Annotated in this window: 18 protein-coding genes; 6 read left to right on the plus strand and 12 right to left on the minus strand. The window is 47.1% G+C overall.

All coding sequences use genetic code 11. The annotated features are described in order from the left end of the window. Positions 1–145 precede the first annotated feature (145 nt). Complete coding sequence (locus BUB19_RS22350; protein WP_073097917.1) at positions 146–1,252, plus strand: aldo/keto reductase; 1,107 nt, start codon at positions 146–148, stop codon at positions 1,250–1,252. 98 nt (positions 1,253–1,350) lie between these two features. Here the strand turns inward: BUB19_RS22350 and BUB19_RS22355 are convergent, their stop codons facing one another. After that, positions 1,351–2,871, minus strand: coding sequence for a hypothetical protein (locus tag BUB19_RS22355; RefSeq protein WP_073097919.1), 1,521 nt, complete (start codon positions 2,869–2,871; stop codon positions 1,351–1,353). Positions 2,872–3,098: 227 nt separating this feature from the next. Between BUB19_RS22355 and BUB19_RS22360 the strand changes: the two genes are divergently transcribed. After that, complete coding sequence (locus BUB19_RS22360; RefSeq protein WP_073097981.1) at positions 3,099–3,710, plus strand: Uma2 family endonuclease; 612 nt, start codon at positions 3,099–3,101, stop codon at positions 3,708–3,710. A gap of 64 nt (positions 3,711–3,774) precedes the next feature. On the opposite strand, the gene BUB19_RS22365 is transcribed toward BUB19_RS22360, so the two are convergent. From BUB19_RS22365 to BUB19_RS22390, 6 genes are all read right to left on the minus strand, one after another. After that, positions 3,775–4,443: a DUF502 domain-containing protein gene (locus BUB19_RS22365; protein ID WP_073097921.1), complete on the minus strand. Its 669-nt coding sequence runs from the start codon at positions 4,441–4,443 to the stop codon at positions 3,775–3,777. A gap of 203 nt (positions 4,444–4,646) precedes the next feature. Then, on the minus strand, positions 4,647–5,927 hold the full coding sequence (locus BUB19_RS22370; RefSeq protein WP_073097923.1) for a M23 family metallopeptidase: 1,281 nt from the start codon (positions 5,925–5,927) through the stop codon (positions 4,647–4,649). Positions 5,928–6,168: 241 nt separating this feature from the next. Beyond that, positions 6,169–6,729 (minus strand): type 1 glutamine amidotransferase domain-containing protein, encoded by a 561-nt coding sequence (locus BUB19_RS22375; RefSeq protein ID WP_073097925.1) that lies wholly within the window; start codon positions 6,727–6,729, stop codon positions 6,169–6,171. Positions 6,730–6,958: 229 nt separating this feature from the next. Further along, complete coding sequence (locus BUB19_RS22380; protein ID WP_073097927.1) at positions 6,959–10,147, minus strand: error-prone DNA polymerase; 3,189 nt, start codon at positions 10,145–10,147, stop codon at positions 6,959–6,961. A 39-nt stretch (positions 10,148–10,186) separates the two neighbouring features. Then, positions 10,187–11,677, minus strand: a complete 1,491-nt coding sequence (locus BUB19_RS22385; protein WP_073097983.1) for a Y-family DNA polymerase — start codon at positions 11,675–11,677, stop codon at positions 10,187–10,189. Further along, positions 11,670–12,413: an ImuA family protein gene (locus tag BUB19_RS22390; protein ID WP_073097929.1), complete on the minus strand. Its 744-nt coding sequence runs from the start codon at positions 12,411–12,413 to the stop codon at positions 11,670–11,672. The genes BUB19_RS22385 and BUB19_RS22390 overlap by 8 nt, the downstream gene beginning before the upstream one ends. A 70-nt stretch (positions 12,414–12,483) precedes the next feature. Here BUB19_RS22390 and BUB19_RS22395 point away from each other — a divergent pair, with 70 nt between their 5' ends. The 4 genes from BUB19_RS22395 (at position 12,484) to BUB19_RS22410 (ending at position 15,237) form a co-directional block, all read left to right on the plus strand. Further along, on the plus strand, positions 12,484–13,287 hold the full coding sequence (locus BUB19_RS22395; RefSeq protein ID WP_073097931.1) for an XRE family transcriptional regulator: 804 nt from the start codon (positions 12,484–12,486) through the stop codon (positions 13,285–13,287). Positions 13,288–14,252: 965 nt separating this feature from the next. Beyond that, complete coding sequence (locus BUB19_RS22400) at positions 14,253–14,567, plus strand: hypothetical protein (protein ID WP_143156135.1); 315 nt, start codon at positions 14,253–14,255, stop codon at positions 14,565–14,567. A 65-nt stretch (positions 14,568–14,632) separates the two neighbouring features. Beyond that, positions 14,633–14,869, plus strand: coding sequence for a hypothetical protein (locus BUB19_RS22405; protein WP_073097935.1), 237 nt, complete (start codon positions 14,633–14,635; stop codon positions 14,867–14,869). Positions 14,870–14,916: 47 nt separating this feature from the next. Continuing rightward, complete coding sequence (locus BUB19_RS22410; RefSeq protein ID WP_073097937.1) at positions 14,917–15,237, plus strand: hypothetical protein; 321 nt, start codon at positions 14,917–14,919, stop codon at positions 15,235–15,237. 731 nt (positions 15,238–15,968) lie between these two features. Here BUB19_RS22410 and BUB19_RS24810 read toward each other — a convergent pair. The 5 genes from BUB19_RS24810 to BUB19_RS22435 all read right to left on the minus strand — a co-directional run bounded on the left by BUB19_RS24810 (position 15,969) and on the right by BUB19_RS22435 (position 18,968). Then, complete coding sequence (locus BUB19_RS24810) at positions 15,969–16,193, minus strand: HepT-like ribonuclease domain-containing protein (RefSeq protein ID WP_084097573.1); 225 nt, start codon at positions 16,191–16,193, stop codon at positions 15,969–15,971. Positions 16,194–16,422: 229 nt separating this feature from the next. Next, positions 16,423–16,674: a nucleotidyltransferase family protein gene (locus tag BUB19_RS24595; RefSeq protein WP_317041601.1), complete on the minus strand. Its 252-nt coding sequence runs from the start codon at positions 16,672–16,674 to the stop codon at positions 16,423–16,425. Between the two features lie 48 nt (positions 16,675–16,722). Continuing rightward, positions 16,723–16,926 (minus strand): hypothetical protein, encoded by a 204-nt coding sequence (locus BUB19_RS22425; RefSeq protein ID WP_073097939.1) that lies wholly within the window; start codon positions 16,924–16,926, stop codon positions 16,723–16,725. A 64-nt stretch (positions 16,927–16,990) separates the two neighbouring features. Further along, positions 16,991–17,299 carry a nucleotidyltransferase family protein gene (locus BUB19_RS22430; RefSeq protein ID WP_073097941.1) on the minus strand — a complete coding sequence of 103 codons (309 nt, stop codon included), beginning with the start codon at positions 17,297–17,299 and terminating at the stop codon, positions 16,991–16,993. A 79-nt stretch (positions 17,300–17,378) separates the two neighbouring features. Beyond that, positions 17,379–18,968, minus strand: a complete 1,590-nt coding sequence (locus BUB19_RS22435; protein WP_084097575.1) for a 3-keto-alpha-glucoside-1,2-lyase-like domain-containing protein — start codon at positions 18,966–18,968, stop codon at positions 17,379–17,381. Positions 18,969–18,973: the final 5 nt, after the last annotated feature.

Genomic DNA, 18,973 nt, shown 5'->3' on the forward strand with positions numbered 1-18,973 from the left:
ATCTACAAATCCCTTACTTTTACCGTTAAGGTTGCATGTATGGACCTACGTTTATTGAAGCCATTCAATGGCTTTATTTTGAAAGCGGGGATATTACCTCTTTATCAATATTCCCGGCAGGTATATTGATCAAACCAACTGCCCCATGAATAGCAGAAGAAAATTTATCAACAAATCCTTGCAGGCAAGCCTGGCGATAAGCCTGTCTCCGCAACTGCAAGGTTTTGGAGAAATTGTTTCAGAAGATATGAAAAGACAAATGGATCTGAAAAATGTAAAATTGCCCGCCAACTATGGGTTGGGGGGTGTGGCCATAGGAAATGGATTCCGGCCTACCACTGATGAGCAAGCCCAACTGGCAATGGAAGGAGCCTGGGAAGCGGGCGTCAGGTTTTTTGATACCTCCCCCTGGTATGGCCTGGGTTTAAGCGAACGGCGCTTCGGTCGCTTTCTCCACAACCAAAGACGTGAAGATTATGTCCTCGCTACCAAGGTGGGACGGCTATTGAAACCTGCAAAAAAAGCGCCTGGCAACAACTCCTGGAAAAATGCTTCCCCATTCGACTATGAATACGATTACAGTGCTTCAGGGGTGCGCAGGTCCATTGAAGACAGCTTGCAACGACTGGGCATCAACAGCATAGACATCGTTTTCATCCATGACCTCTCACCCGATAATGGTGACATGAAGGATAACTGGAAAGATTACTTTGAGGTAGCTGCCAAAGGAGCCATGCCGGAACTGACAAAAATGAAAGAAGAAGGGCTGATCAAGGGCTGGGGCCTTGGTGTAAACCGAATAGACCCCATCTTGGAAACCCTAAAAGTGGCTGATCCGGACGTGTGCCTTTCTGCCACCCAATATTCACTGATGTACCATGAGGATGCCCTGGACCGCTTGTTTCCGGCATGTGAAGAAAAGGGAGTGGACATCGTGGTGGGTGCTCCGCTGAATGCCGGCTTCCTGGCTGGCATAGACCGGTACAATTACTGGGGAGAAATGCCGGAAGGCTTTAAGGAAAAGCGGCGACAAATGAAGGAGATCGCCGGCCACCATGGTATTGACCTGATAGCTGCAGCCCTACAGTTTTCTGCGGCTCCTGATGTGGTTTCTGCCGTGATTCCTGGTACAAGATATCCGGATCAGGCCAAGGCGAATGTAGAAGCCATGAAAGTAAAAATTCCTGAGGGCTTTTGGGAGGAGTTGGTAGAGAAAAAACTGATTTCCGAAAAAGCTCCCTGGCCGGGATAAATGTCTTGCTGCGGTGTTAACAGAAAGATTGAAGGCGCCTGGGTGGAAGGATTGATTCAGATTGAGGAGAGATTGAAGGAGCCTGGCCTTTGAGGAGCTCAGAGATCCGATTGAGAGAGGTTGTACTGTTGGTACAGATGAAGCAGGGCGTACATAAAATCAGGTCCTCCGGTGATGGCCTCATAATGATCGTGTTGATTGCTTGCTCTGGGAAGCGGATTTCCATCAGGCATAAACAAGTCAATTCCTGACCATGCAAAATATTCTGCTCTCCCGAGAAACTTCTCTGCGCCTGTGATTTTGTGGGTATTGATCATGAGCTGGATCACATTGGCAAATGCATCCGGTTTTTGCAATTCATTTTCATCAGGACTTGCCGCAAGATACTGCTCTGCTGCAGTAACTATAAGTGTTTTGTATTTCCCGGCCAGTTGCGGATGGCTTTCCTTCAATTGCAAATACCTGGAAAAAAGCAAATTCCCTAAATCCGCATGAGTAGAATACCCGTAACCTGAAGCCCAAACAGCCGTGTAGGGGATATTCATGGACCGGTGCCTGGGCTCTCCTGTTTTAGCATGAAGCGTCACTGTAAAACCACCGCCTTCATCAATATGGTGTTTTGTCCTGTGGAAATCCAAATCCTGCTCCATCGCCAAATGCTCCATCCGGATAGCCAGCTCCCTGTCAAACGGTTTGATCTTATCTGCTGCGTTCCACAGGCACCTGGCCATCTCCAGGTTATTGTTCAACCACACTACATTGATATGGTCTCCCTGCTCTGCCCTTCCCGCGATCAGGTAACCGGATTCGGCTATTTCACTGTTTTCTTCCATACGACGTACTACCGTAGTCATCGCATCAATCAAGTCTTCTCTTCGGGCATTATCTTCATTTTCCTTTCGGACATACGCATCAGCCCATGTTGAAATCATCTGTCCGGCATACCTGGGAAATTCGAAGCCCTGATACGTTTCACGCCTTGACCAGCGGGCGTGTCTGGAATAATCGCCTGTTTCCTTGCTGTCAATTTGGTTGTCCCACAAACCCAAGGCGAAACGCCAGCTTGCTTCCGGAGCCAATCGGTAACATTGCTCCCAGAATGGCCATTCCCCATTGATCTCGTGCATGTCTATGCCGCCTACCGCTTCACTGCGAAAATCCCAGAAAAGATGCTCTCCCCAGGCCATTAAGCCGGTTTCAGGACTTTGACAGTGGTCAAAGAAATATTTCAATGATTTATCCGCTTCCCGGGCATATTTCTCGTCAGCCGTAATTTCGGTCAACTGATAAAGAATCGCATACAACGACCGATCCTCCTGAGGATTGGCACCCCCCAGTGACCTGTCACTTTTGCGAACACCTTGAATCTCTCCGAAAAGGTCTGCCGATCCAAGCCTCATTCTGGACCTGTCAAGTGCTGCTGCGAATAGGGGCGATTGCTTATCCCCATAGCCGTCTCTGCCTTTTTCAATCATGGCATCTGCATAGTCCTTTACGATTTTTAAGAGCCTGTCCTTCTCATGCTCTTCATTGGAAACAAAAGAGTACAGGCCCAGTAAGAACAAAACTGAAAATAGCACTGCATACCGCTTCATATCATTTGCATTCTTCAATTTCATAACGCACGTATTTCTTCATCCTAATTCCTCAAAATAAAAACCGGGCAACCTTCTCCATTATAAAAATGGTCCTGGGACGGCCCTGATTAAAGGCGAAGTGGAAGCCAATAAACCCCAAGGAATTATCCAGCCCGGGAAATTATTTAAAACAATTAAACCTGCAAACCTTAAGCGGGAATATTTTGATGCCAGGATTAAACTTTACTTCCAATTTGTTATATTCAGGTATGGAAAAAGAAAAGGCCAAATCTTCCGTAAAAGAACCCGACCTAAGCTATGGCAGGTATACCTATGCCGATTACCTGTCCTGGGATATGGAAGAGATGGTCGAACTGATCAGGGGCAAAGTTTTCAAAAGGGCTGCCGCAGCTCCAAACCGGATTCATCAACGACTGACCGGAGACCTCTATACAGACTTAAACCTATTTTTGAAGGGCAAAACCTGCCAGGCCTATATCGCCCCTTTTGATGTCCGGCTTCCGGTCAAATCCAGAAAAGACGATAAAATATATACCGTCGTACAACCGGATATCTGCGTGGTCTGTGACCTCGACAAATTGGACGACAGAGGCTGCATCGGAGCACCTGACCTGGTGGTGGAGGTCCTCTCCCCGGGCAACAAACAACTTGAACTTCAATATAAATACGAGGTGTATGAGGAATCCGGGGTCAGGGAATATTGGCTGATGGATGCAGCCGGACAGACACTATTGATCTATACCCTGGCCCAAGGCAAGTACCACAGTTCCCGCCTGATGACTTCCGGAGATAGGGCAAGGTCTTCTGCTGTACCGGGGTTTGAATTGGACCTGGAAGCATTTTTTGCGGACATCAGATAATAAAATGCATTGGACAGTAAGGCAGCTGGTGGCCACTTCAGGGATTGAATGAAACAGAAAACTCCTATTCCACCACCTGCTGCTGGAGCCCGTCTTTTTCGGCAAATAAAATAGAGGACCCGGTACCCATACCTACAATCGACCGCATTGCTTTTTCAGGTTCTATGTCCAGGAATTTCAATTGAGAAACGGGAACATGATAAATATTTCCGTTCATCGGGTTGGGTGCAGTGGGTACAAAAATGGTATACATGTTTTCTGACACCGACTCGGTGACAAAGCCTGTGAGCAATACACCAGTATTGAAAGCGTCCACCAGCACAACCTGACTAAAGGGCATTTTTTTAAGACCAGTAAACTGGGCTATGGTCTCCTGTATGGTGGAGTACAATGGTATTTGCAACAAGTACCTGTACTCAAAAACCTTAAACATGCGTTTGCTTCTGCTATTATTGAGTATCAAACCGATTACGAAAATTATTGCAATGAGTATGAGCAATGCCAGCAAATTAATAATCAGGGTCGGTGATTCGGAGCCATTGTCCAGTAATGCGCTGATCGGCGAAACCAAATTGAATACGAACTTGAAAATCAAGGATAGTAAAAACAAAATGATGATGATGGGCAAAATCAGTAACAACCCATTCAATAATGTTTTGATAAAGAAGGATTTGGTCCAGAAACTTTCCTTGGGAAAAGTATCTCCGCCTGGCAGTAGTGCTTTATTTTTCATAGATTATTTGGGTTAAAATATCATTGATCACGGCTAAAAAATCTACAATACATGATGTTAAAAAACGCGATCGCCCTGTTTTTCTCCGGATAGAGGCACAAAAAAAGGAAGACTCTTTCAGAACGGGCAAAATCCGTGCCTTTTTATCTCCTCTGACCCAATTGACAAATGGGAGATCTGACCGCTTAAAAGCAACTCAAGCGTCAATTGGTATTGCCTGTTTTATTTACCCAAAGTTTCGTTCCATCACCTAAAGCTACCAGATCAAACTGACCGAAGCTGCCCAGTACCTCCACATCTCCGGAAAATGCCGCATGTTGAAATTCAGGCGATCCCCAATTTGATTTAAACCAATCTGTAGGCTGAAGGGTCCTTTGCTGTAGGGATGTGTCTGCCACTTCTGCCAGATTTTCCGCCAGAAATCCCTGACTGTTATCCGGAAGCCTGATCCTCAGCCAGCCATCAGACTGACCTTCAATTCTTAAAAGATCCTGCTTTTCCAACTTGCCCAAAATCTCAAAGCCGGTACCGGGACCTTGACGTAGATTGACCAGCCCAGCCTTTACCCTTCCCCAATTCTTTAACCATGCCGAATCTGCGACTGGAAGATCAGGCAACTCAGGGGATTGTTTGAAAAAATACAAAGGATCTATACTGCTCCATCCAGGCCCATATATACCAAAATGAAGGTGTGGGGCGGTGGTCCGCGCATTTCCCGTATTGCCCACCGTACCCAGGGTGTCGCCAGGCTTAACCCTACTGCCCGCAGCAACCATCTGGCTGTCCAGATGTGCATAATAAAAGGAATATCTACCCGAGGACACCCTTACCGTTTTTCCTCCCAGCCGGTTGTCAGCTACCCTGGAGACCCTCCCCTCGCTGACAGCAAGTACAGGTGTGCCTCTCGCTGCGAAAATATCCACTCCTTCATGCTTTCGCCTTCCTCCATCCCTGGGATCACCAAAAAAACTGGCTATATTCAAATAATTCTTATTCAACAGCGGAAAACTCAGGCTGGCAGCATAGCTGACGGACAATTCCACCAAGCCCCCCTTAAGCAATTCCGGCTGCAGGCGAAGCAGAAAATTTTCTTCAGATCCAACAGGATACCTTCCGAATGATCCCCCCTCTTCAGGTTTCAATTTCTTCAATTCACCGCCTTTCTGCACCTCAAAAAGATCAGTAAACCAGACCACACTGGTATCCGAAAGCATTTTCAAATCTATTGTAATTTCCTGTCCTTGATTGGCAGAAAACAGGAATGAAACCGCCTCCGGCTCAGCAGGGTCAAACCTCATAAGTTCCCTATAGGGGAGTTCTACGCGGTTTGAATCTGACAGTGCCGCCTTTCCTGCTCTCTCCCAATCCCTCACCATAGCATAGTCTTTCAGGTCGGAAGTCTTGAGCCCCTGCAGGTATTTTTCATAAGGACTTCCGGAGCGCAGTAGCTGCTCAATTTTTGTTCCCTGACAAGAAAGACACAAACAAAACAATATATAAAACGATATTTTTCTCATCTGCTATTCCTTACTTCCTATGATCATCATCTATAATCCAACAAAGGGAGAATCCATTTTATGAATGAGTTTATGGAACCTGATGCCGGAAAATCTCTCCAACCCTATAATTTCCTATTTCTGGTTTTGTATAATTTCCTCATAAAAAGCAAAGAGCCTGCCCATTTGCACAGGCAGGCTCTTCTATCAAGCTAATCCATTATAAAAATTACAGTGTTTTCTGCTCTTCATGAATTCCCTCCCTGATCTCTTCGATGAGTTTTTTATTGAAGGCAGGCAGGTCATCCGGCTTGCGGGCAGTTACCAGTGCTGAATCACAAACGCATTCGCTGTCTGTCCATGCTACTCCCGCATTGACCAGGTCGGTCTTGATTGAAGGCCAGGAGGTCATCTCCCTACCCTCCAGAGCACCTGTTTCGATCAATACCTGAGGACCATGACAAATGGCTGCAACAGGTTTGCCCTTCGCAAAAAAGGCCTTGATAAACTCAATTGCTTCTTTATTTGTCCTCAGCTTGTCCGGATTGATGACACCTCCGGGAAGTACCAGGGCATGGTAATCTTCGGGGCTGGCATCCCGTAACGGTTTGTCTATTTTGACTTCATCAGACCAATTGCCGTCTTTCCAACCTTTGATCGAACTGGCCGGAGAAATAACGTGTACTGTGGCACCCGCCTCTTCAAGGGCTTTTTTGGGGCTTTTCAATTCGCTCTCCTCAAATCCGGTTTCGGTTAAAATGGCTACGGTCTTATCTTTTAGCGTTGGCATGTTATTAAATAGTTTGGTTAAACAATCGTTTTCATCCCCAGGGCCAGATCATTACTGCCGCCGGAGATATCACAATAGGTTCAAGTACCATGCCATTTAAATAACTATTCTAAAAAAAACATAACATATCCAATTTTTTAAAGTATAAAACCTTTCAAAAGAGGTCCCTATTACCTTTTTATAGGATTTATTTCAATTTAGCTATTGGGAAAAACGGATTGACCAACACTCATTTGAAATCTCTGGAAGGAAACAATTCCCCCTGTTGGCCCTTCTCCCCTGAGGAGGATTGGGGTATTTTTTTACCAACCTTTCCTTTACCTGGAGGATCCGCTTTAAGCAGTCTGTTCAGGTTATGGCAGGAGCGCACCACCACATGGATGACTTCTCCTTCCACCTGCAGTTTACCCGAAACCATCAATAACCTGGATTGCAGGATGACAGACCGGTATTTTTCAAATGTTTTGGCCCACACCACCAGATTGGCAAAGCCGGTCTCGTCTTCGATGGTAATAAAAAGGACCCCTTTGGCGGTGCCCGGGCGCTGCCTTACCGTAATCAGACCGCATACTTTGACAAAAGCCCCATCTTTCATTTTCCCCAAATGGGCTGTAGGGCTCACACGCAACTGATCCAGAGGCTCACGCACATGGCTAAGGGGGTGGGACTTCAGGGAAAGTGTAGTACTGGCATAATCCCGAAGCACCTGTTCCATGGGAGGTATGGCAGGAAGCACTACTTTCTTTTCGCTGGGCGTTTCCTGAACCTGCCCGGTAAACACCCCTATAGGCCTTCCCTGAAGCGCCAGCACATCCCAAAGGGCCTGTCTGCGGTCCAGGCCCAGCGAACGAAAGGCATCTGCATCGGCCAGGCGCTCCAGGGCAGCCTTGGGTACGCCGGCATTGATCAGGTCGCTGATATGGGCGTAGGTTTTTTTCCTTTGCTCCACCAGTAGTTGCATGTCTGCCTCATGCAAGCCCTTCACTTGACGAAATCCCAGCCGGATGCAATAGTATCGACCTGACTTTTCTTCAAACACATGGTCCCAGCAGGAACGGTTTACATCCACCGGCCTCACTTCCACTCCATGCTTGCGGGCGTCACTGACGATCTGTGCCGGTCGGTAAAAACCCATGGGTTGGCTATTGAGCAGGGCGGTGGCAAAGACATCCGGGTAGTGGTACTTCAGCCAGCAGGAAACATAGACCAGCAAGGCAAAACTGGCCGCATGGCTCTCGGGAAAACCGTAGCTACCAAATCCTTCCAGTTGCCGAAACACCCGCCTGGCAAAGTCCTCTTCATAGCCACGGGCCACCATACCTCCCACGAGCTTTTTTTCGTACTGACTCACCAGACCATGGGCTTTGAAGGTCGCCATGCTTCGCCGCAGTCCATCTGCCTCTGCCGGGGTAAAGCCTGCCGCTACAATGGCAATCTCCATGGCCTGCTCCTGAAACAGGGGCACCCCCAGCGTACGGCCAAGGATCTCCTCCAGTTCGCGGGAGGGGTATTCCACTGGCTCTTCTCCCCTGCGTCTTTTGAGGTAGGGATGCACCATGTCTCCCTGTATCGGTCCCGGTCTTACAATCGCCACCTCTATCACCAGATCGTAAAAGGTCCTGGGCTTCAGACGTGGCAACATGGACATCTGGGCACGGCTCTCTATCTGAAATACCCCCAGAGTATCCGCATGACTGATCATTTCATAGACTCTGGGATCGTCCTGCGGAATATTGGCCAGGGTAAGGTGCCGGCCATAATGCGATTTGACCAGATCAAAAGCCTTGCGTATGCAGGTCAACATGCCCAATGCCAGCACATCCACTTTAAGGAAACCCAGGGCATCGATGTCGTCCTTGTCCCATTCGATGCAGGTGCGGTTTTCCATCCGCGCATGCAGTACCGGACAGAGATTGGAAAGCTGGTCCCGGGTGATCACAAAGCCTCCGGTATGCTGGCCCAGCTGCCGGGGAAACCCCATGTACTGCCAGGTAAGCAGCAGTGTCTTTCGCAAATGGATATCCCGGGGGTCAAATCCCTGGGAGGACACTTTCTCTCCCTGCAGCCATTCTTGCGTCAGTTCGTGTCCCGACTTCGCAAGCCGGTCTACCGCATCCAGTGACAAGCCCATGGCTTTGCCCACGTCCCGTACCGCCCCCTTCCAATGCAGCCGGGTGACGGTGGCCACGATGCCTGCACGGTCCCGACCATACTTTTCGTAAATGTACTGCATCACCTCCTCCCGGCGCTCGTGTTCAAAATCCACGTCTATATCCGGCGGTTCGTTGCGGGCATCGGACATAAAGCGGGCAAAAAGCAGCTTGAACTTGGAAGGATCCACGGATGTAATGCCCAGGCAATAGCAAACTACCGAATTGGCTGCCGACCCCCTTCCCTGACAGAGAATACCCCGCTTCCGGGCAAAGCGAACCAAATCGTAAACCGTCAAAAAATAAGAAGCATATTCCTTGCGGGCTATAAATTCCAACTCCTGCTGTATGGTGTTTTGGAGGGTTTCGGTAAGTTGCTCTCCAAAACTGCTTCGGGCTCCTTCCCAGGTCCGCAATTCCAGTTCTTCCTGTGTGCTGCGGCCTCCACTGCTGATTTCTTCGGGGTATTGGTAAGTCAACTGATCCATCGAAAATTGGCAGGAAGCACCAATTTCCACCGCCCGGCGAAGGGCTGCCGGGTATTCCCGAAACAGGCGGTGCATTTCTTCCCGGGATTTCAGGTAACGTTCTGCATTGGGATGGAGGCGAAAGCCCGCACTTTGAATGGTACATTTTTCCCGGATGCAGGTCAACAGGTCCTGCAAGGCCCTCCTTCCCGGCGCATGATAGTGCACGTCATTGACCGCCACCATGGGTATGTCCAGGCTTTTCTCCCACTGTGCTATGCGAAACAGCCGCTTCTGATCGCTGCCATTATAGGCAAAAGCAGCGGCCAGGTAAAGGTTGTCACCCAATGCCTCCCGGTATTCCTCCAGAGCAGAATAAAAGGACGGCTCAAAATCCAGGTGGGCATTCAGTTCATTTGGAGGAACGGCGATAAAAACGCTATCCTTTGCATGGGAATATACGTCCGCTTTGTACAAGTGACAGACACCCTTCTCTGCCCGGAGATTACCCAGGCTGAGCAGGGAAGATAGCCGGCCGTAGGCTTCCCGGTCTCTGGGATAAGCCAGCAGGCTGGGACCATCCAGCAAGTCCAGACGGCAGGCTGGAATGAAGCGAAGACCTGACTGCCTGGCTGCCTTGTGTGCCCGCACAATTCCTGCCAGGGTGTTCCGGTCAGTGAGTGCCAGGGCTTCGTAGCCCAGCTCAATGGCTTGCTGCACCAATTCTTCCGGATGCGAGCCTCCCCGAAGAAAGGAAAAATTGGAAGTCACCTGCAGTTCGCTATAGGCCGCTGCTTGCATGTTTTGTGTGTATCTAATCTTTGAATAAATTTTTCCGAATCAGGAGAAATAACCGTGCAAAAACCATTGGGGCTCCCCCTTTCCGTAAAGTCCCAGCCGGAAAAGCCAGTACCTACCTCCCTCGGGATCTTCCACACTGTAATAATCCCGGGGTGGTCCGGTCTGCAGCCACCACTCCTGCTCAATGCGCTCCGGCCCATCAGCACGGGCCACCCGAACCAGCTTGCCCTGATGCTTAAAATGCAGGGGAGGGTAATCTGGCAGGGGTACCATGACTGAAATGGGCTCCGGCACAGACAGCAGGTGCAGGGGGCGCACCGAATCGGGCCAATCCGTGTCGGGCATTTCGTCCAGGGAGCGCGCAGGACGCACCGAATGCTCCGGCCAATGCCGCTCCTGGGGCAGGAAACGGTGCATTCGCCCAGACCCCAGCCTGGTCCCTATCCGGTCTACCAACTCTGCCACCGCAGCCGGATCTCCGGAGCGATGCCAAAGCTGCTCCTGTGGCAGTTGAACCTTTTCCACCATTAATCCTTCCAGGTAAAACAGCTCTATCCCCAATGCCGGCTCCAGCAAGGGGATTTTCAGGGCAAAGAGCCGGAAAAGGTGCTCCGGATTGTGAGAAGCACGACCGGTACCAATGGAAATTTCTACCGTCTTCCCATCTATGCGCAGACCTTTGAAAACGGCCTTGCGCAGCCCCTTCCCTTCCCGGACCAGGCGCTGACAAAGCCCTTCCAGCAGCTTCCGAAGGGCGATCTCAATACCTCTGGCGGTGCGAATGGGCTCCAGACAGGGCAATTGCTCTTCGTAAGGAACCCGGGGCTGTACGGGTTGAAAAGCCTCCTCTTCCTCACCCAGGGCCTGCCCCAGCCGAAACAGCAACTCCTCTCCAAATCTCCTGCGCAAGGTAGCTGCGGGCAGGTCTATAAACTGTTCGATTTGCCGGAAACCCAATTTTTCCAACCCTTCCAGGGTCCGGGCTTCCAGTCGAAGGGCAGCGGGTGGCAAAGGCAGCAAGGCTTCCCGCTGCATTCCCTTCCCGGCGATACAGGCCTGTTCACCGTAACGTGCCAGAGCCCATGCTGCCCCTATGGTATCGGCAATGGCCGCCCGTACATGGTAGCCCTTGTTTTCCAATGCGGAAACCAAAGCCTCCAGATATGCGGATTCTCCTCCCCAGAGATGTGGGCAACCCGAAATATCCAGCATCAAGCCGGAAGGAGGATCTGCAGCAGGCAATGGGGTATACTGCAGGCACCAGCCAGCCAGCCGGTAGAGGAGCCGTTTGCTCCAGCCGGGCTTATCGGCATAGACCTGTATATCCGGGAAAATGGCCCTGGCATCAGCCACAGCCTTACCCGGCCGGATGCCCCGCGCATAAGCCTCCCGGCTACTGGCCTGCACCACAGCCCGACCCCGTTCGTTACCCGCCAAAACGAAGGGTTTTCCCCGTAGTTCCGGATATCTGATAGCCAGCCGGTCCGTGGTCAGGTGACAAAACCAGAGAGATAAAAACCGCTTAGGCATAATTTTTCCTGTTTTGAACAATTTCTTGTGGCTGCTGATGGAAAAGCTCCTGAAAACCCTCTCCGTCCCATTGCAACTGCCAGTGGCCCGGCTTTCCGTTTCGTACCTTGAGCAAGGATACCTTCCAGGCAGGCCAGCCCATGCCCGGCATGCCTGCCGGCACCGGACTGGGTAGTGGAGTCAGCTTCCATCGGGTGGCGCAGGCCAGAGCATGCAGGCTTCGGGGTTGGTGCCGGTGGAGAAAGCCAGTGACCCGGCTCCGCTCCACTGCTAACTGCAGCCGCTGGGATTCGGAAAAGCCCAACTCCCGGATTTCACCCACTACTGCCACCAAAGCTTCGCAACTGAGAGCCTGCTCCAGCGTCCACAGCAGGTCCCTTTCCCTGGGTACATTCACAAAAAGCACGCGATCGGGGGCTAGCCCAAAGTGCTTTAAGGCGGGAGGAAAGACCTGGGGGCGGGTCCCCAGCCAAAGGCAAAATCCGCCATTCTGCATCAGCATGCCCAGAATAACTGCCAGAAAACCTTGAGTGGAAGCAGCCTCGGAAGGACTGTGACTGATAAATTCGTGGTTGGCGCCCAGGGGAAATACCCTGCCGGGAAAGGCCTCATGCAAGGGGCCCAATTGCAGTCTGGAATCGGTTTGCTGTCCTTTTTGGGGAAGATACCCTTCCATCTCCATAATTTCCTGCTTTAACTGCCTCAGCCGCTCGATTTTATCGCTATTAAGTTTCATGGTTTCCGCAGAATGAGTATATTTGACACGATTAATAACAAACTGTTGACTCTAATACTAGCAAACTTCGATGAAAAAGTCAAAAAACTTTTTTCCGGGAAACCTGAAATTTCTCCGGGAGCGGAAGGGGCTGACCCAGCAAGGGCTGGCAACAGACCTGGAACTGACCCGGTCCAAACTCAATGCGCTGGAATCCGGGCAGACCAAAGCGCCTGCTCCCGAGGATTTTCTGGCAATATCCAGCTATTTCGGGATCAGTATCGACAGCCTGATACGGGTAGACCTGCGCACCCTGGGGGAGCTGAAATTGCGGGAGCTGGAAGCAGGAAACGACGTGTACATGCGGGGCGGCAACCTGCGGGTGTTGGCCATCAGTGTGGACAAGGGCAACCAGGAAAACGTGGAATACGTGCCCATCAAAGCCAAAGCGGGCTACCTTTCCGGGTACAACGATCCCGAGTTTATCGCCTCCCTGCCCCGGTTTTCCCTACCCAACCTTCCCCGGCAGGGTACCTACCGGATATTCCCTACTGTAGGGGACTCCATGTTGCCCATTCCGGGGGGGAGCGACATCATCACGAGGTACCAGGACGACTGGACTGCCCTGAAGCCGGACACCCCCTGCGTGGTAATCCTGAGTGGTCAGCAGGACTTTGTATTTAAATTGGTGACGGTACAGGCAGAGGGGCAGCTACTCCTTCGCTCCCTGAATCCCATCTTTGAGCCCTTTACCGTACCTGTGGGCGAGGTAGCAGAGATCTGGAAATTCCATGCCTATACCAGCAAAGAAATCCCCGAACCCGAAACCGACCTGCAGCAATTGGTCCGCGCTGTCCGGGACATGCAGCTGGAGATCAAGGGGAGGAAGAGATAGGGAATTCAGGTTTTGGTTTGTTCAGATAGAAAAAAGTTCTAAAAATGACAAATCGACCATCTTTGGATAAGATTAATACAAGTATCGACTTATTGAATTCAGCGTTTGAAAACTATCAAAAATACCCATCTGAAACTGTCCGAAAAATCGGGCAGCCTATAGGTGGGGCAATCAAAATTTATTTGGACGTGTTAGCTAGCTAAACGGCTAATCTGGAGGCTGTTTTCGAACTCCTACCCCTGCTGGGCGAAACAATAGAAAGAGAACGAGATCTTACCAATCCGATTCAAAATTGTCCGCTGTACCTCCCACCTAAAATTGGGACCCCAAACTCACGCTTAACCAAATCAATGTAAATTCTCCTTGACCAATTATTTTTAAAAAATTTATTGTAATTATTTAAAGTATTTTTATTAGAACAAAACCAAGAAAAAACAATTTTATTTAAGCTGATCATATACTTTTTTTCAACATTTTAAATTTTGACCGATAAATCTACCTATTTATTTAAAAAATATTACCCAATATAATTCAATATTTTGGCTGCTGAAAACACACAACCATTCGTTTGTCAGGTACTTAAACTTGCTATTCTAAAAAACTATGTTTACCTTCATAAACGTATAAACGTCGTTTGAACCAACCAAACTGTAATTATTCCCGAAACGCTAACTTTATAGCCATGAATTCTCCAGCCGCAGGACTACTTCTTTTACCCATTTTGATAGGGACACTAGGTATCGCAAAAACCCAACCAATCGGATCGGCTACCTAATTGGATGTGCTCTATGCCGAGGAAGAGTTCAAGGCCTGTCCGGTAGACGATGGGTAGTATTGTTATCGGAAAACCTACCGTATCCATACAAAGAGTTTATTTACCAAATTCATAATTCAATTAATTTAATTAATATTTATTACTCATGTAAATTAACAGACATATATATTGTGATTTAAAACATATGAACATGGAGGAGATCAAAGTTAATTCTAGTGATTTAAAAATAATAGGTGATAAAATATTAATTAATCAATTAAATAATTATATTGGTGATATTAAAAACGATAAAAACCTAATATGCAATTGTCTTTCATTTCAAAGACGCTTTAATAACACCTATTACTATGAAGGAGTCTCAACAGGTTGTATAATAATTGTATTTTCGACCATAAGTGATAATAGAGTGACTTCTATGTCTGGTAATATTTCGATATATAATGGTATTCCTTTATCTATTACCATTACAGGAAAAGATGAAAAGCATGGTTTTAAATGTTGTTAACATTTATTATTACTATTTTTATAGTAACATTTATTTAATTATTTTATAAATAATTTAAATTTAAGATGAGATTTCAAATAAAGAAAATTACTTTAAATATAGAAGGAAAAGAAGTAGTTGCTATTCCAGTATCAGATGAAGAGTTGAATAAAGTCAAAATTCATTTAGAGAAATCCTATAAAGATAAAGAATGTACTTGCGGCGATCAATGGTGTAGCCCAGATGGCTTTTGGTGGGTATGTAGCCTTGGAAGAGAAAATAATTGCATATGGTTTAAAACTGACTGGAGATGCAATCCTTGATTTAAATTTGACACTAACTTTCTTATATTTATTTAATAAATTGAAATATGGCTAATAACTTAATTATATTAACCCCCGATGGCGAATTGGTTGAAAGTACTTTCGCTAAAATTGAAAAATCCAGTTCAGCAAAAAATTGCGTGGGTAATGCTTGTGATTGTATTCATTGGCGATTAGATTCAAAGAAGAAAATAAAAGTTATGAATCAATGTAATAGTTCAGTTGAAATTCATTTTAAATTTGCAGATATGCTTGGAGGCTGTGGGAGTGGACAAAGAATAAAAGTATTTCCTAACGAAACCTATGAATTTCAAATGCCTACCCATTATCTGGGGATTTGTATGCCTGTAACAGCAAATAAAATTTAATTTCTATTAAAATTAGTAAAGTAAAAAATTTGATTATATTTAGTTTCAATCGGCATCTAGATTCAGGTAATAAATTCAACACTAACAGTTCAATTAATGTAGTTTTAGATTCTTCCATTGAATTGAATAACTAAAACAATTTCATTGAATAAGGCGTTTCTTAAACAGTAAATATAGGTCTGTAAATCCGCTATGGTCGATGGTGCTCGATTGATAAACGTAAATTACTACTACAGTTTAATAAAAATCTAATTAGATTCAAATTGAGGAGTTTCCTATTAAAAAAATTTTAACAATCAAAGGATTAAAAGGAAATCACCGGCTAACATCGTAGTTGTTTCAACACTAATTAAGCCTTTGCGAAATCTGATGGAATTTCATCCCAATGCTATTAAGTTAAGCTTTTTTGTTTTTTTATTTTAGTTTCAAAATGGATTAATTTTGATTTTCAGCTGACGGTTGCGGACTTTTTGTCAGGTTAAGGGCATACGCTTCCTTACTCCTGAAGCAGGTGCCTATTTTTCGGACGATATGCTATATTTTCTTCTCTTTCCTTCCGTTTTTTTACCGGTACCAACTTTTGCAGCTTTTGGGCTATCTTGGCGACCTGGATATTCCATTGAAATATTAAATCAGGCAAGCTTTATTCGATTTCTTTACACGATAAATCTTTGTATTTTTCATCACTTAAAAATTCGGCAATAACAACTTTCCTCCGAAGTCTGAATTATTTAAAAGTCTTGGTTTTCCGATAGATAGACAAGTATATGAACGACCCTAGTCTTTAATTTAGGTAGATCATAGTTTATAATTTCCCAAACCAGTTTTGAATCAATGCCGAAATACTCGTGCATATAGCTATTTCGCATGCCTTTTATCTGACCCCATTCAATCTCCCGGAATTTTATTTTGATCTCTTTAGAAATGTGAACGCTCGCTTCACCTATGATCTCCAATTACTTGATACAGGCAAGTCGCATCATTGAATACTTCAAGAACATTTCAAAATCCGCATTTTGTAGATAGGTCTCTATTTCAAAAATGGCAACAAGGATGTGGTTCAAACGAGCGTTGTCTCCGAGCCTATTTCGCATAAATCAGTTCTTTTTCAAGATCTAAGTAAGGTTTGACGTACTTTGACAAGCCGTTTGAAGAAACCAAATCAACCTTTGCATTCAATATCTTTTAGAGATCAATTTGCATCTGAATAAATTCCAAACCTATCTTTTTCGAGTAATCCAGGTCAACCAAAATATCTATATCGCTGTGCTGATCTGCCTGGCCTCTTGCATAAGAACCAAAAAGGTATGCTTTCAAAACCGGTCGGGTTTTTAAGTATGCTTTGATACTTGCGATTTTTGATTCATCCAGCCTCATACCTACAAATATAACGGTTTCTGTAATTTCATACACCAACGACAGGCAAATCGGATCCATTTATCACAAAGAGAGAATTGCTAAAAACCGGCAATAAAATTTTCAAGATCATGTATGATCGGCATACCTGGAACGTGGCTTCTTCTTCCTGTTTACCATAATAAACCAGTAAACCAAAGTACCTATAAAAACAAAGGCACTAACTAAAATTCCCCAACCGTACAGGTAATGATCAGAAAGGACTTTTAACGCAGCAAAAACAATAACTCCCAGTGCAGCTAATCCTAGAATAACTAATATCTCTTTCATCATCTATTTACTGATTTCTTTAATCTCCCCAATAACACGTTCAATGTCCAAAATATATTTGAGAAGCTTAGGCTGCATATAAATCTACTTTTGACCGGTAAATGGCTTCTCTTAGAATCGGATTCTTTAGTGATTTACTGGAAACAAGATCTACTTTTCTATTCAATATCCCTTGAATTCGTTCCAACAACGAAAAATAATTGTCGGCATAGTCCATTACATCCAGATCATCGGAAAAGTCAACCAGCAAATCGATATCGCTGTCCTCATGCATAGAGTTTTTTGCAGCAGACCCAAACAGGGAAATAGCATCAACCTGATGATCCTTACAGGCTGCAATTAGTTCATCGAGATTATTTTGAATCAACTTAACCATCTGATCAAAGATACATCAAAATTTCAATAATCCCTTTACCTTAATCATAACATCGGCATACAGGAAATCGTCCACCCATTCAATTTCCTCCAAAAAAATCCTTCCAAACCTCCGCCTTCAGTGCCTTGTCTTCTTCGCCGGTATAAATTAGGAGGCGGTAGCGGATGGTTTCAGACTCACCGGCAGCGAGGCCCCAGTCACCCAGTATTTGCCGGGAAGGACCCAGGCCCATTTGGCTGTCTACCCGCCAGGGTGTGGGGAAAGCCGCATTGTCCGGATGATCCAGGATGGCGATCCGGGCAAAATCCTCCCTCCCATCCAGCTTGATACCGATATCGCTCCAGATGGCACGCTGACCTTCCAGCTCCATGCCTTCCTGCCCCGATGCACCCAGGATCTCACAGATGGTCTCGGGCACCCAGGGCATGCGTACAAACAGGCCGCCTACATAAAATTTGCCCATAAGCACCTCCTTTTTGGCCTCTCCCTGCCATTCCAGGTCCAGGACATAGCGGTCGGCATAGGCTTGCAGGGACCAGTTTTGGGTTTCCACCATAAGCACCTCGCCCGACTCATCGAGCATTTCGTATACGGTCTGCCAGCGTACCGTCTCCCCGCTGTCCGGCTGCACACTTGCCGATATCCGCCGCCAATAATCCCGGTTCCAATTCATAAAGAAATCGCGCTCGTTTACCCGCTTCAGACCCCAGTAAATGCCCGTTTGGTGGGGATGGTGGTCCGGGCGGTATTCGGTCAACTCCCCCTTTCCATCTGGTGCCAGAATGGGATGCAGGTAGGGCCGTTGGTCCGGTAGTGCCCGTTGGGTCAATACAGGCCTGTTTTTGTCCGCTGCATATACCTCTATGCGAGCTGCCTCCTGATCCTGGTCAATGCGAAGGGAAAGGGCATTCTTTGGCCGGGGAGCTCTTGAAGAAGGCAGCAGACTGACTACCGGCACCTGATCTTCCATTGGTGTGAGTTCCAGACTGCCCTGCTGGATCCGGATATTGCGAAACCGGATGGAAAAACTACCCTGGGGATCGTTTTCGTTGTTGGCATGCAATTGCAGGCCGATAAAGCCCCGGAGGTAGCGATCGTCTTCCAAATGGGCAACGGGCACCCCGTTTACCCAGGTTCGGATAATCGGACCGACCGCCTCTATGCGGTAATGGTTCCATTGGTAGCCGTTCTTATCATCCCTTTTGAAGGCTGCCTTTGCTTCCGGGCCCATTTTTTCGGGTGGGTAAATCCAGCCCCGGTCGGCTCCTTCTTCATAAATGGCCCCGCTCCATTGCTGTGGCTTGGGGTCTATTTCCATTTGGTACCCATGCACCCGGCCGTTTTTGTATTCGGGATAGCTCTTGGATCGAAATTGTATGCCCGAGTTATTCATCAGCGTATCCACGGATACCTCCAGCTCGAGCACAAAATCACCAAATTGCTGCTCAGTGCACAAAAACCCGTTGGGCTGACCCGGAACGGTGCTCCCGACGATCATTCCGTCCCTTACCTCCCATTTATGGGCTCCGTTGAGTTCTCTCCAGCCGCTAAGGTCCTTCCCGTTGAATAGGGATTGCCAATCCTGCGCCTGAGCCGGCATTGTGAATGGTGCAAGGAAGCCTGCATAAAGAAGCAGTAAAAGGGAAGCAAGGGTTGGTGATTTCATCATTATTT

It is taken from the genome of Cyclobacterium lianum (assembly GCF_900143075.1).
Lineage (GTDB): Bacteria > Bacteroidota > Bacteroidia > Cytophagales > Cyclobacteriaceae > Cyclobacterium > Cyclobacterium lianum.

Bases quoted from the DNA above. Each gene is read 5' to 3' on its own strand.
- BUB19_RS22350 (WP_073097917.1), top strand. From the start codon at position 146: ATGAATAGCAGAAGAAAATTTATCAACAAATCCTTGCAGGCAAGCCTG.
- BUB19_RS22355 (WP_073097919.1), bottom strand. From the start codon at position 2,871: ATGAAATTGAAGAATGCAAATGATATGAAGCGGTATGCAGTGCTATTT.
- BUB19_RS22360 (WP_073097981.1), top strand. From the start codon at position 3,099: ATGGAAAAAGAAAAGGCCAAATCTTCCGTAAAAGAACCCGACCTAAGC.
- BUB19_RS22365 (WP_073097921.1), bottom strand. From the start codon at position 4,443: ATGAAAAATAAAGCACTACTGCCAGGCGGAGATACTTTTCCCAAGGAA.
- BUB19_RS22375 (WP_073097925.1), bottom strand. From the start codon at position 6,729: ATGCCAACGCTAAAAGATAAGACCGTAGCCATTTTAACCGAAACCGGA.
- BUB19_RS22380 (WP_073097927.1), bottom strand. From the start codon at position 10,147: ATGCAAGCAGCGGCCTATAGCGAACTGCAGGTGACTTCCAATTTTTCC.
- BUB19_RS22385 (WP_073097983.1), bottom strand. From the start codon at position 11,677: ATGCCTAAGCGGTTTTTATCTCTCTGGTTTTGTCACCTGACCACGGAC.
- BUB19_RS22390 (WP_073097929.1), bottom strand. From the start codon at position 12,413: ATGAAACTTAATAGCGATAAAATCGAGCGGCTGAGGCAGTTAAAGCAG.
- BUB19_RS22395 (WP_073097931.1), top strand. From the start codon at position 12,484: ATGAAAAAGTCAAAAAACTTTTTTCCGGGAAACCTGAAATTTCTCCGG.
- BUB19_RS22400 (WP_143156135.1), top strand. From the start codon at position 14,253: ATGGAGGAGATCAAAGTTAATTCTAGTGATTTAAAAATAATAGGTGAT.
- BUB19_RS22405 (WP_073097935.1), top strand. From the start codon at position 14,633: ATGAGATTTCAAATAAAGAAAATTACTTTAAATATAGAAGGAAAAGAA.
- BUB19_RS22410 (WP_073097937.1), top strand. From the start codon at position 14,917: ATGGCTAATAACTTAATTATATTAACCCCCGATGGCGAATTGGTTGAA.
- BUB19_RS24595 (WP_317041601.1), bottom strand. From the start codon at position 16,674: ATGGATCCGATTTGCCTGTCGTTGGTGTATGAAATTACAGAAACCGTT.
- BUB19_RS22425 (WP_073097939.1), bottom strand. From the start codon at position 16,926: ATGATGAAAGAGATATTAGTTATTCTAGGATTAGCTGCACTGGGAGTT.
- BUB19_RS22430 (WP_073097941.1), bottom strand. From the start codon at position 17,299: ATGGTTAAGTTGATTCAAAATAATCTCGATGAACTAATTGCAGCCTGT.
- BUB19_RS22435 (WP_084097575.1), bottom strand. From the start codon at position 18,968: ATGATGAAATCACCAACCCTTGCTTCCCTTTTACTGCTTCTTTATGCA.